Source organism: Oleiphilus sp. HI0125 (assembly GCF_001635355.1).
Genome location: NZ_LWGF01000758.1, coordinates 1 through 15,059, shown reverse-complemented (window position 1 = coordinate 15,059; position 15,059 = coordinate 1). Strand labels below are relative to the sequence as shown.

11 protein-coding genes are annotated in these 15,059 nt (G+C 46.3%); 1 reads left to right on the top strand and 10 read right to left on the bottom strand.

Going from position 1 to position 15,059, the window contains the following annotated elements; all coding sequences use genetic code 11:
• Nucleotides 1–652: 652 nt before the first annotated feature.
• On the bottom strand, nucleotides 653–2,833 hold the full coding sequence (locus A3762_RS11670; protein WP_068755668.1) for a malate synthase G: 2,181 nt from the start codon (nucleotides 2,831–2,833) through the stop codon (nucleotides 653–655).
• A gap of 268 nt (nucleotides 2,834–3,101) precedes the next feature.
• Here A3762_RS11670 and A3762_RS11665 point away from each other — a divergent pair, with 268 nt between their 5' ends.
• Nucleotides 3,102–3,887 carry a hypothetical protein gene (locus A3762_RS11665; protein WP_068755666.1) on the top strand — a complete coding sequence of 262 codons (786 nt, stop codon included), beginning with the start codon at nucleotides 3,102–3,104 and terminating at the stop codon, nucleotides 3,885–3,887.
• A 59-nt stretch (nucleotides 3,888–3,946) separates the two neighbouring features.
• Here A3762_RS11665 and A3762_RS11660 read toward each other — a convergent pair whose 3' ends face one another.
• From A3762_RS11660 to A3762_RS11620, 9 genes are all read right to left on the bottom strand, one after another.
• Entirely contained in the window at nucleotides 3,947–4,429 is a 483-nt protein-coding gene (locus tag A3762_RS11660; protein WP_068475668.1) for a glutathione peroxidase, read from the bottom strand.
• Between the two features lie 54 nt (nucleotides 4,430–4,483).
• The gene (gene flgL, locus A3762_RS11655) at nucleotides 4,484–5,704 is read right to left on the bottom strand and encodes a flagellar hook-associated protein FlgL (RefSeq protein ID WP_068755664.1); all 1,221 of its coding nucleotides are present in this window, start codon (nucleotides 5,702–5,704) and stop codon (nucleotides 4,484–4,486) included.
• Nucleotides 5,705–5,722: 18 nt separating this feature from the next.
• Nucleotides 5,723–8,395, bottom strand: coding sequence for a flagellar hook-associated protein FlgK (gene flgK / locus A3762_RS11650; RefSeq protein ID WP_068755662.1), 2,673 nt, complete (start codon nucleotides 8,393–8,395; stop codon nucleotides 5,723–5,725).
• A gap of 2 nt (nucleotides 8,396–8,397) precedes the next feature.
• A complete protein-coding gene (gene flgJ / locus A3762_RS11645) occupies nucleotides 8,398–9,420 on the bottom strand; it encodes a flagellar assembly peptidoglycan hydrolase FlgJ (protein ID WP_068755661.1) in 1,023 nt (340 codons plus the stop codon).
• Complete coding sequence (locus tag A3762_RS11640; protein ID WP_068476649.1) at nucleotides 9,420–10,532, bottom strand: flagellar basal body P-ring protein FlgI; 1,113 nt, start codon at nucleotides 10,530–10,532, stop codon at nucleotides 9,420–9,422. The genes flgJ and A3762_RS11640 overlap by 1 nt, the downstream gene beginning before the upstream one ends.
• Before the next feature lie 15 nt (nucleotides 10,533–10,547).
• Nucleotides 10,548–11,246, bottom strand: a complete 699-nt coding sequence (gene flgH / locus A3762_RS11635) for a flagellar basal body L-ring protein FlgH (RefSeq protein ID WP_068755659.1) — start codon at nucleotides 11,244–11,246, stop codon at nucleotides 10,548–10,550.
• A 22-nt stretch (nucleotides 11,247–11,268) separates the two neighbouring features.
• Nucleotides 11,269–12,054, bottom strand: coding sequence for a flagellar basal-body rod protein FlgG (gene flgG / locus A3762_RS11630; RefSeq protein WP_068755658.1), 786 nt, complete (start codon nucleotides 12,052–12,054; stop codon nucleotides 11,269–11,271).
• A gap of 90 nt (nucleotides 12,055–12,144) precedes the next feature.
• Nucleotides 12,145–12,882 (bottom strand): flagellar basal-body rod protein FlgF, encoded by a 738-nt coding sequence (gene flgF, locus A3762_RS11625; protein WP_068755656.1) that lies wholly within the window; start codon nucleotides 12,880–12,882, stop codon nucleotides 12,145–12,147.
• A gap of 148 nt (nucleotides 12,883–13,030) precedes the next feature.
• Nucleotides 13,031–15,004: a flagellar hook protein FlgE gene (locus A3762_RS11620; RefSeq protein WP_068476537.1), complete on the bottom strand. Its 1,974-nt coding sequence runs from the start codon at nucleotides 15,002–15,004 to the stop codon at nucleotides 13,031–13,033.
• Nucleotides 15,005–15,059: the final 55 nt, after the last annotated feature.

The following is a 15,059-nucleotide window of genomic DNA, read 5'->3' as shown; positions in this document are numbered from 1 at the left end:
GAGCGACGAAGCCGCAGAAAAGCTGTCGAGCTAGTCACTTGGAGGCTTTCCCAAGCTATGGATGCTGCGATCTATGTCATTTTCATACAGCAGTCGATTGAATTCTCTCTCAGTCATAGTGACACTTAACAACTTATTATATGGAATTCCCTATAAACCGCAGACGGCAACGCGTCTTCACGATGATCAAAATTCCATTTTTGTTTAATTGATTCAATCACTTAAATAGCACCCTATCATTAGAAACTAAGATTCTCTTTTCGCAAAAAGAATACTTGGGTTTACACAGATCCGTATAAACTCAGAAGAAAAAGTTAGGTTAACTGTTTTATAAAACAATATCAGAGGGAAGCCGTAACAAGACAGACTTAACTCTCAGTGGTAACGATACCGATAGTACAAATATGATCAAAACAATCGATGATTCGGCTCGCTTACTCTTCGGGCCGACCGTTGGTCGTTTAACGCGCTGAAGCGCTTTTGTACCGCCTACACGTGAATGACGACATGTAGTCACTTAGAGTGACTCCACACCTATGCTTCCTGCTATCGCTCAAACGCAAAAAAACCGCATTAAGCGTTCGCCAAATGCGGTTTTCGAAACTCATCTACGATGTGAGTACCGGATCAAGTCCGGTATGACACTAATAGATTAGTTAGCAGCTTTAAACTTCAAGCGGTAAGCGTGAAGAAGTGGCTCTGTGTAACCACTTGGTTGCTTTTTACCTTTGAAGATCAAATCAGATGCTGCTTGGAAAGCAATCGTATCGAAGCTTGGTGCCATGTTGATGTACGCGGCATCGCCAGCGTTTTGCTCATCAACGGTTGCAGCCATGCGCTTCAAGCTTTCTTCAACTTGCTCTTTTGAACATACGCCGTGCTCTAACCAGTTCGCAACGTGCTGCGCAGAAATACGCAATGTTGCACGGTCTTCCATCAAACCAACGTTGTTGATATCTGGAACTTTAGAACAACCAACACCTTGATCAACCCAACGTACAACGTAACCCAAAATACCCTGACAGTTGTTGTCGAGTTCTTTCTGGATTTCACCTTCAGTAAGCGCAGCTCTTTGCTCTGCCGTCATAAGCGGGATAGTAAGAATGTCATCTACGTTTGCGTGCTCACGAGACTTAAGCTCGTTTTGTACTGCAAATACATCTACTTGATGGTAGTGAATTGCGTGAAGTGCTGCAGCTGTTGGTGAAGGAACCCAAGCAGTGTTTGCACCCGCTTTAGGGTGACCTACTTTTTGTTCCATCATCATGCCAAGCTCATCAGGGATAGGCCACATGCCTTTACCGATTTGCGCACGACCTTGTAGTGATGTTTCAAGCCCTGTATCTACGTTCCAGTCTTCGTATGCACCAATCCATGTTTGTTGCTTCATAGTTGTTTTTGGTACGAATGCACCAGCAAGCATTGAAGTATGGATCTCGTCACCAGTACGATCTAGGAAGCCAGTGTTGATGAATACAACACGATCTTTCGCAGAGCGGATACACTCTTTCAAGTTAACAGTGGTACGACGCTCTTCGTCCATGATACCCATCTTCATTGTGAAGCGTGGTAGACCAAGTGCATCTTCAACACGGCCAAACAATTCGTTTGCGAATGCAACTTCTTCTGGACCGTGCATCTTAGGCTTAACGATGTTTACAGAACCAGTTGTTGAATTCTGGAATGGGCTGTTGCCTTTCAAATCGTGAATAGCGATCAAGGTTGTGATCACGCCGTCCATGATGCCTTCTGGAATTTCGTTGCCGTCTTCAAGAAGAATCGCTGGGTTAGTCATCAAGTGACCAACGTTACGAACGAATAGCATTGAGCGACCTTTCAATGAGAACGTATTGCCATCAGTGCCCGTGAATTCACGGTCTTTGTTCATAACACGCGTGAAGGTTTTGCCGCCTTTGGAAACTTCTTCAGCAAGGTCACCTTTCATAAGGCCTAACCAGTTTCCGTATGTAGTAACTTTGTCTTCTGCATCAACAGCTGCTACTGAGTCTTCGCAGTCCATGATGGTAGTTAGTGCAGCTTCCATAGTTAGGTCTTTAACGCCAGCAGCGTCAGTTGAACCAATTGGGCTGTCTGCATCGATCAAGATTTCAATGTGAAGACCGTTGTTCTTAAGAAGGATAGAAGTCGGCGCAGCAACATCACCTGTGTAACCAACGAACTTCTCTTCTTGTGCTAGGCCAGTTGTTGAACCGTCAGCCAAAGACACAACAAGCTTGCCGCCTTCAATTGCGTACTTAGTGCTACCAACGTGTGACCCAGCAGCCAATGGTGCCGCTGTATCAAGAACACCACGTGCGTATGCGATAACTTTGTCGCCACGCACTTTGTTGTAACCGCCTTTTGCTTTCTCTGCACCACCTTCTTCAGAGATAACAGTAGAGCCGTAAAGCGCATCGTATAGTGAACCCCAACGAGCGTTAGAAGCGTTCAATGCGAAACGTGCATTCATTACAGGTACAACCAACTGAGGACCAGCCATTTCAGCAATTTCTGGCTCTACGTTTTGAGTAGTTGCATCGAAGTCAGCACCTTCTTCTACAAGGTAACCAATCTCTTGTAGGAATGCTTTGTATTCTGCGAAATCGAAGTCTTGACCTTTACTCTCGGTGTGGAAAGCGTCAATCTTAGCTTGGATATCATCACGCTTTGCAAGCAACTCACGGTTACGTGGTGCTAGTTCGTTCGCGATAGCACTGAAGCTTGACCAAAATGCTTCTTGATCAACACCTGTGCCTGGAATTGCTTTTTCGTTTACGAAATCGTATAGCTCTTTTGCGACCTGAAGGCCCGCAGCTTGAACGCGTTCTGTCATGTTTGTATTCGCCTCAACGCTTTAATTACTTAGAAAACCGCTCTCAATACCTTGGTAAAAAGTCGAGAAACGTCTAAAAAAGGGGCGCAAATAGTACATGAAAATCGTTCAAATCCCAACCACTGACAACGTGCAAAGCTATTCACCATGTTAATAGTCGTTGTCATGCTAGACGCCTGAGCAGTCAGGCTTTTTGCAGCAGCGATCAAATTTTGAGCTACACTCAAATAAAACAACAATTTATCACAACAAGCTTAGAGATTAGTTTATGTCGGCAGTGACGATTACAATCGCCATTGGAAGCCTTATTTGCGCAGGTATTGCATTGATCGTATTCGTTCAGGCAAGAGAGAAGGCGCGTATTGAGCGATTACGTCTGATCATCAAACTACAAGACCGACACACCAACATTCAAAACATCCTATCTAACATGCCACCGCAGTACCTCAATCCTACTTTGAGAAAAATTCTGCACGAGCAATCCATCGAAACCATCAAAGAACTCACTAAATTCAAACCCTCGTCTAAACACGCCGGTTACATTCAAGAAGACGAGCGAGCTATAAAGGAACTCCAAGAAAACCCGCAAAATCTTCCACCCGTTAAGGTTGACTCAACTGAGAAAGCCCGCGAGGTACGCATCATGCTGCAAAACTTATATAAGTTGCTGCATTTTTGGCGTAAAAAATCGCAGCTTTCACCCGATTTAGCCCAGCAACAGATGGCTCATGTAGGTTTTCTAGCGCGACAATCCAAGGCAGATTTATTTGCAGAGAAAGCAAAGCAAGCCGAGCTTGCAGGTAAACCGCGTGTTGCTATCCACAACTACCATAGTGCCATTGAGGTGTTAAGTGACGTATCAACGCACCCTTCTGCGATGCAAAATATTCAGGCATACAAACAAAAAATGGCAGAGCTGAATAAGAAAGCAGATCAACGTACTGAAGAGATCAATGCAAAAGCACAAGGTGAGCTTGAACAAAGCAGTGAATGGGACGATTTTTTGAGCCCAGAAGAAGACTGGAAGAAAAAGAATAGTTACTACGATGATTAACGAAAGAGCTCGCTAATTAAGCGCGCTCTTTATATGGCACTACTTGAATACCTGAGGCACTAGGCCAGCAAATCTTTAATATCTTGCTCGATGGCTTTCGGCTCAGTCTTAGGTGCGTAGCGCTTCAAGATCTCTCCCTCAGCATTGACCAAAAACTTGGTGAAGTTCCATTTAATTTTCTCAGAACCGAGCATCCCTTTAGCATTTGTTTTTAACAACGAGAATAAAGGGTGTGTGTCAGGGCCATTCACGTCGACCTTACTGAACATCGGGAATGTGACACCATAATTTAGCTCGCAAAACTCGCTAATTTGACTGTCGCTACCTGGGTCTTGGCTTAAGAACTGATTGCAAGGAAAGCCCAAGATTTCTAGGCCCTGTTCTTTGTAGGTTTCGTACAACGATTCCAAACCTTTGAACTGCGGTGTAAAACCACACTTACTGGCTGTATTTACTACGAGTAATGTCTTGCCCTTGTAGTCTGATAGAGACTTGGTTTCACCTTTGATTGTGGTGACTTCAATATCGTAAATCGCACTCATTCACTGTCTTCCTGATTATGTTTTTAGTTCCAATGCACCTTCAGTACGTGTACCTTATCTGATCCGATCAAACAAAGACAGCGAGGTAATACGATTAAAAGATGAATACGCGGCATCCAAGCTAAATTGCTGTAATGACAGCAAACTTACTGTTTCTGCGTAATCAATGGATTCCAAGTTACCTAGTACTTCTTGGGTAAGAATCTCCGCATCTTTTAACTGCTCTAGCCCTGTGTCGAGCGTATTGAGACGCGCTCCCAATTGGCCTCGCGCCTCAAGCACCGATGTTGCCGCAAAATCAAAGTTGGCAATCGTCCCTTCTAGTAAGGATTCAAACGCTTCGCGCCCATCTGTCGTCGGCGCGAAGTTACGTAAGCCGTAGACGAACTTCTCTACCGTTGTAAGCAAACCTTGCTTCTCGGTAGATTCAACTGTAAAAGTGTCGCCCGTGGCTGGCGCTCCCCGAATTTCGAACTGAGTACCCTGAGCGTTGATCGTGCCATTTGGTGCATACGCGACATTCGACTGAAGTGTTAACCCTGTCGATTTCTCACGGAGATCAAACGTGTTTGGCGATGTAAATTCAATCACCAAATCTTCAGGATAAAACGCATCATAGTCAGCTTGATCGACCACTTGACCGACCGTAATTGTTGCCGGCGGCTCTGCTTGGTTTCCCTCGCTGGCTCGCGTAAAGAATGAGTTCGTATAGGTGGGCATATCTTCGAAAATAGCCTGCCCATTGATAGTTGATTGAATGGTGACTGAAGCGTCGATTTGAACGTAACGAACCCCTTCATCACCATGGTAGCGATACGAACCAGAATCGTCTTGTTGAAAGGGCTGTGTTCCGCCTTGAAATCCGCTGAATACATACTCGCCACTTGCATCGCGTGCATTGAGTAGCCCTGCTAACTGGTCTAGACGTGACTCTACTTCTGCGGCGATCGAACCTAGATCGTCTTTTGTAAGCGCACCATTACCCGCTGAAACCGCAAGCGTTCTCAAACGCTCAATCACTTCGTTGATGCCACCTAAGCGATCATCTTGCAGTGATAAACGCCCTTCAGCCAATTCAACATTTCGTTGAAACTGCTGATTAACCGACAGCTCCTGTTTCAGCTCTAGAATACGCGTGGAAGCAACAGGATCATCGGCTGGCGTCAGTACGCGCTTGCCCGACGCGAGCTGCTGCTGCGTTTTCTGTTGTTGCGCGGTGACATCTTGAATAGACGACATCGCTCTGTCATAGATCTGTACTGTAGAGATTCTCATATGTGCTCGTTCCTATCTCTATCTAAATGCGCCTAGCAGGGTATCGAATAAATCTCGTGCCACCGAGACCACCTGTGCAGAGGCGTTATATGCAGCCTGAAACTGCACTAATTTGCCTGCTTCTTCATCTAAGTTCACCGCTGCGATTGAGTCTCTTAGACCGGATGTTTGATCTAGCAAAGCCTTGGCAGACTCACTCTCAAGACGCGCTCTATTGGTTACAGTGCCGACTTTCTCGACCACTTGCGCATAGGACTCACCATACGAGACCGAACCCTCAACTAAGCCTTCAAACTCGAGCCCCGCCATCGCTAAGGCATTTCTGTTATCAGATACACCATCGGTATTGTATTCAATGGTGAACTCATCCCCTTTTACACTTTCGCCTTGAATTTCAAACGTAAAACCACGATAAGCTGATAATGCTGGCGGCGCTAAATCAAACACTGTCGCCGTATTGCTCGTAAATGAAATACCTTGCGCCATCGACACATCAACAGCACCAGCCACCGCTATACCTTGTGCAGAGTTGACGGTTTGCGTGGCGACAACTGGCGAACCAGCAGCATACGGATCAATACGACTTACATCGACACTATCACCAAGACCCGTCACCTCAATAACAATGTCTTCGCCCGTCACAGAACGCAGGTCTATTTGGGTTCCATCACTGACAGCAATAACGTCAAGGTTAGGGTTATCGTTAATGGCACGCGCTATTTCTACTGGCGTATAGGTAGCAGGAGGCGTAACGGTAATCGTCTCACCATTAATGATTAAACCTAAAGGGTTCGGGTCACCATCATCTACAAAATTAGTGAGTCGCACTTGCGTGTAGGCATTTGCTTTAATGCCCTCGACGGCAGTGAGATCTTGTACGATTTGTCTGGCGGAGCTGTTAGCCGCAATATTCACTGTTTGCGATGTCACGATTCCGGTATTGGTGTCTCGAGACTGAACTTGTAAGGTTTGCGCGCCATAACCGTTTACAAAAGGTCCCGCGCCAGCTGCTGGTAGCGTCAAGGTATCTGGCCCTGTTGCCGACACTAAGGTTTCACCTGGGTCGGACGTAAACAACATGTTGCTTAAGCCTTGCGCATAAAACTGGTTATTGATCGGTGGCGACAAAGGCTCAGGACTAGCCGGATTGCTGTTATCAAGCACTTCGTAATAATTATCTGTGACGAAGCGAATCAACAAAGGAGGGCTCAGCTCACCTGGCACTGCAAATTCTGACAAACGTTGATTGGTCAGAGGGTTATTAACATCGAGCATTTCACCTAGCGTAATTTCAGCGTTACCAATATTACCTAAGCTACTGCGCGAACGAATGGGCGATGCTAAAGCGATCTCATCGACTCGATCAATCACTTGCTCAAAATTGATAGCGCCAGCTTGCGTGGGATAAAGCGTAAAGCGATCCCCTTCTTTGAACGTGCCACCATTAAACGATAACTGAAAACCATCGATCGAAACGCGATTAGGGAAAACATTCGACAGGGTCGATTTATAAACGGTTTCGTCTGTGGATTGATTCACCACAATAAAGTCGGCATCGGTCGGCCCTTCAAATCTCAACTCATAGTTATCCGTGGTGAGCTGTGATGTATCTTGAATGAAAATCGACACCGATTGATCATAAGGTGGTGTATTCAATGAGTTTGCAAGAACACGTTCCGCCGCAACGGCTGGATCGTTAATATCGGCAAAAAACAAACCGCCTAAGTTGTTCTCTAGATCCATGCCCACCGCATGCTGATCGTTCATCGAATCCGCTAATGTCATGGCAATACGACCAATAGCATTAATGGATGTGGTCAGCTCTCCATCGCGAAACGCTAATAAGCCACCGACGGAGCCACCAGTAACATTATCGGTGATGTTTTGCTGTAGCCCATCTTTGACGATGGCGAGATCTAATAAGCGTCCATCAGCAGGATTACGAATGGTCTGTAGCTGAGACGCAGAATTGCCTAATACGAGCGGGTCGCCTTTTCCGAGATACACATTTACTGTTCCGTTGTTCGGGTTTTCAACAACAGAAAGTTGAACGTATTCAGATAGTTCACGCAATAGTTCGTCGCGTTCATCAAGCAATTGATTCGGCTTTTGACCTTCACCTGTAGAACTACTAGCGAGTGCGATAGCTGCATTCGTTTCAGCCAGCCCCTGCGCCAGCGCATTGATCGATGAGACATCCGCTTCAAGATTCTGATTGATGTTTGCAACAACACCTTCAAGACGCGCCGCCAATGTTTGAAAGCGCGATACTAAGCCTTCCGCTTGCGTGAGCAATAATTGACGCTGAGGTACCGACGTTGGGTCTTCAGCCGCGCCTTGCAAAGATTCAAAGAAACGGCTCAGTGATGGCGTTAGACCTGTCGCCTCACTCGCTAAAAGATTATCGATGACAGAAGCTTGATCAAGAATCGCCTCACGTTCGTTATAAATACTGGTATCAAAACGCTGCTGCGCCAAAACAAAGTCCGATGTAATACGACGAATCGCATCAACACTTGCGCCCTGCCCAACATAACCTGCAGCCGTTAGCTCCCCTGGTTTATCAACAAAGATCGCTTCTTGGCGGCTATATCCAGGCGTATTAATGTTCGCAACGTTATTACCTGTGACAGACAGGCCAACCTGATGCGTTTTTAAGCCACTAATACCTATGTTAATTAAATCAGCCACGTCTAGTTACCACCCTTTACTGATTGAAAGATGGCATCCATGTCTGACAAACGATTCTGAACAATATTTCCAATTTTGTTCGCGTACTCTGGATCAGTCGCATAACCAGATTGCTGCAATGCTTGCGCAAAGGCGATCGGCTGTTCTTTCATAGAAAGCGCTTCTTCATAACGCGGATTGCCTTCTAAGAACTTGGCATAATCAGCAAAGCTTTCTTCATAAGATTGATAGGTTCTAAAGCTATCACGCTGCTTTAAGGCGACTCCCTGATGAAACTCAGTGGTAAGAATATTGGTGCTGTCACCTTGCCAACCATTATTGGCCTTAATGCCAAATAGGTTGAAACTTGGAGCTCCGTCTTCACGCAATATTGGTTTGTTTCCCCAACCAGTTTCAAGCGCTGACTGAGCCAACATGAGTTTGGCTGAGATGCCAGTTTGGGCTTCGATTTTTTGAGCAATCGGAGCAAGCGATGCAATAAAATCATTTGGACTATTAAATACAGTCTTTTTAAGCTCGCTAGTTCCTGACGTTAACAATGAAGCATTCTCTTCATTGCTCGCATCATTCGCTTGCTTAGCACTCAATTGATCAACTTGTTGCATTGCTTCAACGAGCTTCGCAGGCTCTAATCGAGGGAAGCCTTTACGCTCATAATCGCTCAAGGACATCTTCTTGTTCGCGATACTGAGGTCGCTCGGTACTAAGCCCTTACTTTCTAATATCTGGCGCTCGATAACTTCAGCGAGGCCAATACCGCCGCCGTTTTTCCCCGCCAATGACACAGAAATCTGGGAGTCGAACATTTCTTGATAGAATTCGCTCTCATTACTAGAAAGAATATTGCCTTCTGACAAGCCCTTATTCGCCTCTCGCATTGATTTGAGCATCATTGAAATAAACAAGGACTCAAACTGCTCGGCAACTGCTTTGATACCCTCTCGTGTATCTTTAGTTGAGGCAGACTTTAGCCCCTGCAGCGCAGATAAATCGTTGTAGTTGGAGACGTCTGGCGTTTGGATCATTAGATCACCACCAAATCCGCTTTCAGTGCGCCAGCTTGTTTGAGCGCTTCTAGCACCGCCATGATATCGCCAGGTGCTGCTCCTACACGGTTAACAGCTTGTACAATCTCACTAAGCGTGGTCGCAGGACCAAACTCAAACATGCGGCCTTTTTCTTGTTCAGCACTGACATCTGAACGCGGCACAACGACTGTTTGGCCGTCCGAAAATGGATTAGGTTGGCTGACTTCAGCTTGCTCGTTGATCGTCACCGTCAAACTGCCATGGGTTACAGCGGCAGGAAGTACTTTTACATTTTGCCCAACAACGATGGTTCCAGTTCGCGAATTAATAATGACTTTTGCGGCAGCCTCACCTGGCTCAACATTCAGATTTTCTAGCATTGCGAGATACGACACGCGCTGCGCTGAGTCCCTCGGAGCACGCACACGAATTGATGTGCCGTCTTGCGCATAGGCTGTGTCCGGACCAAGCATATCGTTGATTTGCTGCGAGACGTTCATGGCCGTTGTAAAGTCAGGCTGATGCAAATTAAATGTGATCGTATCGCCTTGGCTAAACGGACTCGCAATACCGCGCTCTACCGTCGCACCATTTGGTATACGCCCCACACTTGGAACATTCACCGTAATCGATGAACCATCGCTACCATCTGCACCAAAACCACCAACGACCAAACTGCCCTGCGACATGGCATAAATTCGACCATCGGCACCTTTAAGCGGTGTCATTAGCAAAGACCCGCCACGTAGGCTCTTCGAATCACCGAGGCTTGATACCGTGACATCAATGCGTTGGCCAGGTTTGGCGAACGCGGGCAAATCCGCATGCACGGCAACCGCTGCAATATTCTTCGCTTTTGGATCAACACCAGGTGGAATCGTGATACCAAATTGATTCATCAAATTACGGAATGTTTGGCTCGTAAATGGGGTTTTATCACCCGTGCCATCTAAACCAACAACGAGACCATAACCGATCAATTGGTTGCTTCGGACACCTTCAATACTTGCCATATCTTTCAATCTATCTGCGTGCGCAGGCGATAGTAACCACACACTTACTAGCACGATACATAATAAATTTATTAGAAAAGATAATTGTCTCAGCATCATTAACGCTCCCTACTACAGAGGCCACCATTCGCTGTTAAAGAATCGCGTCAACCAACCTTGTCGATTCACTTGATCAAACTCACCCGTGCCACCATATGCGATTCGGGCATTCGCAATTTTTGAAGACGGAACCGTGTTATCAATACCGATATCTTGAGGTCGAATCAGACCAGTTAAACGGATGTACTCATCCCCTTGATTCAAACTCAACCATTTCTCACCTTGCACGCGAAGTAATCCGTTAGGAAACACCTCGGCAACAGTGACTGAAATAGCACCCGCAAGACTATTGCTTTGCCCAGATTCAGCTGAGCCCTCAAATTCGCGTTCAAACGATGGATCGGTTGCTAAGCTCATACCCTTAAAGCTGATGGTATTGCCGAGAATACTCGCTTCGTTAAAGTCGACTTCATCGCTTTTGTCATAAGTCGTGTCTGCGCTTTTACTCGCTCGCGTGGACTCTTGCAGGTTCACGGTCAAGATGTCACCGACATTGATCGCAACTTGATCGCCATAGACACTAAACTGGCGATGAGATTGAAAAATACTACCGGTCACAGGTTCACCCATACGCAAGCTTTGCGCAGGGATCGGCGCATATCTGGGATCATCCGGAACAGGGTGCTCTCGCGTAATCGCAGCACAACCAACGCTCGCCAAAATGGCAAGCGTATTAGCAAGTTTCAATGCAGCTTTGATTACGTTCAACATAGACAAAAACTCAACAACAGCATTACACGTTCTGCGAGATAAACTGCAGCATTTGATCTGCAGTCGAAACGACTTTTGAGTTCATTTCGTAGGCGCGCTGCGTGGTAATCATGTTCACCAACTCAGTCACAACATCTACGTTTGAGGTTTCCAACATGCCTTGGCTCACCGCGCCAATTCCATCTAAGCCAGGCGTGCCAACAATTGGGTTGCCACTAGCTTCGGTTTCGCGGAACAAGTTATTACCAATGGCTTTTAAACCTTGCGGGTTAATAAAATCTGCAAGATCAATTTGCCCAAGGTTCTGCAAAGCTGGATCACCCGCAACAGTGCCTGTAATCACGCCATCTTCGCCAATCGTAATTTCGTTCATTCCTTCTGGAATAGTTATGGCTGGCTCTAAGGCGTGGCCGTTAGCGGTCACAACTTGCCCATCTGAATTAATCTGAAATCTACCATCGCGCGTGTATGCGGTAGACCCGTCAGGTAAGGCAATCTGAAACATGCCTCGACCAGAGATCGCCATATCTAGAGGACGCTCCGTTACCTGCATTGAGCCTTGACTAAATTCTTTAACCGTTCCAACAACACGAACACCCGTACCAAGCTGCAGGCCTGATGGGAGCTGAGAATCCTGTGAGCTAAGCGCACCTGGATCTCTCTTAATTTGATATAGAAGATCTTGAAAAACTGCGTCATCACGTTTGTAACCAACGGTGCCGACATTGGCCAAGTTATTCGAAATGGTCGATAACTTGGTATCTTGTGCACTCAGGCCCGTTTGACTGACATATAAAGCGGGATGCATGACTCTCTCCTATCTAGAACAACCCAAGCGAGGGGTTGACCTGAAATCGGGCAGCAAAATCATGCCGCCCACGACGTTAAATTGACTTATTTAGGAAAATTGCAACAAGCGTGCCGAAGCTTCACTATTTTGATCAGCTTGACTCATTAATTTGACTTGCAGCTCGTATTGACGCGAAAGCGTAAGAATTTCGGTTAACGCAGATACGGCATTCACATTCGAACCTTCAAGAAAACCAGATTCAACGCGAATGGTTTCATCTAAAGGAGGCTCAATACCATCTTTGACGTACATTAAACCGTCACCACGTTTTTCCATATTGGCAGGATCTGGATTCACCAAGCGAATACGATCAATCTGTACAACTGCAGCCTCACCACCTAGCGGGATAACGGAGATAGCTCCATCCACTCCAATCTCAACTCCAGCCGATGGAGGAACAACAATTGGCCCACCCTCACCCAGAACTTCTAGACCCGAACCTGTGCGCAAGAAACCGTTTACATCAATCTGCAAATCACCCGCGCGCGTAAAGGCTTGCTCGCCATCAGGAGACTGAACAGCAATCCAGCCCTCACCCTTTAAAGCGATATCTAGCGCATTGCCTGTTTCCTGCAGCGGACCTTGCTCAAAGCGCGTCGCTGGACGCTCTGTCATTGAATATGCACGACTTGGAAAATGCTCACCATACACAGACATCGCGCGCGCCTGCGCGAAATCTTCTTTAAACCCCGTGGTATTCACATTCGCCAAATTGTTGGAATGTGCGCGTTGCGCATACATATTTTGCTTTGCGCCACTCATCGCAATATATAAAGCTTTATCCACTTGAGTGTCCTTTTTTCGTCAGATATTTACTATTAAGAGGTATAAAGCAATTTATCTGCCAAGGACTAAACCCAAAAAAGGAAAACACAGAAGTGCTTCCCTTTTTTATCGCCTTCAACCAGAAGGCGGCGAATATCAAAAAAGAAAATTAGATATTCAGAATAGTCTGCTGAATCGTATCAGCGGTCTCGATAGTCTTTGAGTTAGCCTGATAATTACGCTGAGCAACGATCAAGTTCACCAGCTCTTGCGACAAATCAACATTCGATGACTCTGTCGCAGAAGAAGTTAATAAGCCTAATGATGCAGTCCCCGGCGCACCAACAACAGCATCACCAGAAGCAAATGTTTCTACCCAAACACTGTCACCAACCGGCGCCAAACCCTCTTTGTCTCGGAAGTTTGCCAAAGCTACTTGACCAAGAACCTGAGTCTCACCATTTGAGAAACGCGACAAAATAACACCTGAACTGTCTACATCTAGACCAACCAGTCGACCGGTTGTATACCCATTTTGCCCTAAGTCATTCACAGCAAACGGGCTGCCGAATTGCGTCAGTGTAGCGATATCGATTTCAAAGTTTGAACTGGTTGGAGGGAATTCTACCGGCAAGGTTCCGCCGTCTACCAAATTGATCGGTAATGCCGCGCCATTTGGATCACCATTTTCATCACGAGGCACCCAGTTAGAAATCAACACATCATCGGTCAAAGTCTGATTAAGCGAACCATCGCCATTGAAGACAACGTTGAATGTTGCGCGAGACGCCTGATCGCCAATTAAAGGGTCACCCACATCGAAGCCATCAATTTGAACATGCATCTGCCAAGTGCTCTGCTCTTGTGCCACGTTAGATGGCTGAGGCTGCTTCACAAAATACAAGTTCAAGATATGCGAGTTACCAAGACTATCGAAGATTTCTGTTGACGTTGCATGGTTATAAGTACCTGCATCTGTTGGATCAAAGCCATTATTGACAAATGGCTGACCAACGGTTGAACCAACGAGTGTGCCGGTACCAGAACTAAAGGAGAAGTTGTCATCCAAGGTAAAGTCGACAACACCACCAACCGTTGCCGCGACAGTACCGCCAACTGCTAAAGCAAGTGCACCAGGAGAAGAGCCTTCAATGTTGTATGCGTCACCTGCTGCACCCGCAACACCGAAGCGCAAATCTTCACCCTGATCTTGAATAATTTCTAGGTCACCTGCGCCATTGATAACAGCAGTAGTACCGACTAATGCAGACGAGTTAATTTGCTGACCAATGTCCGCCAATTGCTCGGCATTGGTTTGGGTTGCAGCTGAAGATGGCTGAAACGTCACGCCATTGACAGTAATCGTCATTGAATCAGAAGTGTTAGCCCAGCTCGCCACTGGTACCGTCACAGTTGTTCTTGCCGTTGCATTTACACCATCAACCGCACTGAAACGATCAGCGACAGCTCGCGCACTTTCGTTAGCGACAGTGGTTACGTTCTCTGTTGTAGTCGGCGTAGCAGGGTTACCGTCATCATAGGTGATTGTAACGGTCTGAGCTGAGTAGTTGTTGTTGGCACCAGCTTGCGCAATACCAACTTCCGTACCATCAGCAACTACAGTTGTACCTGAAACCGCCAAAACTGATTCAGAAGAATCGAGGTTCAACAAAGTATTAACAGAGGTTGTTTGACGTGGCGCCAAGTCATTCGTTTCTACTTCCAGATCACCAAGCACACCAGACACATTGCCTTCGTCATCAGCCTGAAAACCTTGAACTTGCATTCCAGTATTATTAACAAGGAAGCCTTCTCGGTTCACACCAAATTGCCCTGCACGCGTATATTTCACTTCATCGTTATCATTGACGATGAAGTAACCGTTACCGGTAATCGCCATATCAAGGCCGTTATCAGTGAACTCAACATTACCTTGGCTGTGGATCTGACGAATAGCCTGCACCTGCACACCATCACCAACGTCGGTTACCCCACCGCCAAAAAAGCTATTTGAATAGGCATCACCAAATTCAGCACGTGAACGCTTGAAACCAACCGTACTTGCATTCGCAATATTATTACCAGTGACCTCGAGGTCTGTTGCGGATACTTTTAATCCACTGAGTGCTACATTGAATGTCATATTGAACCTCTACTGATTAATTAATTAATTTCGCGCANGTTNTNACCGCTAACGG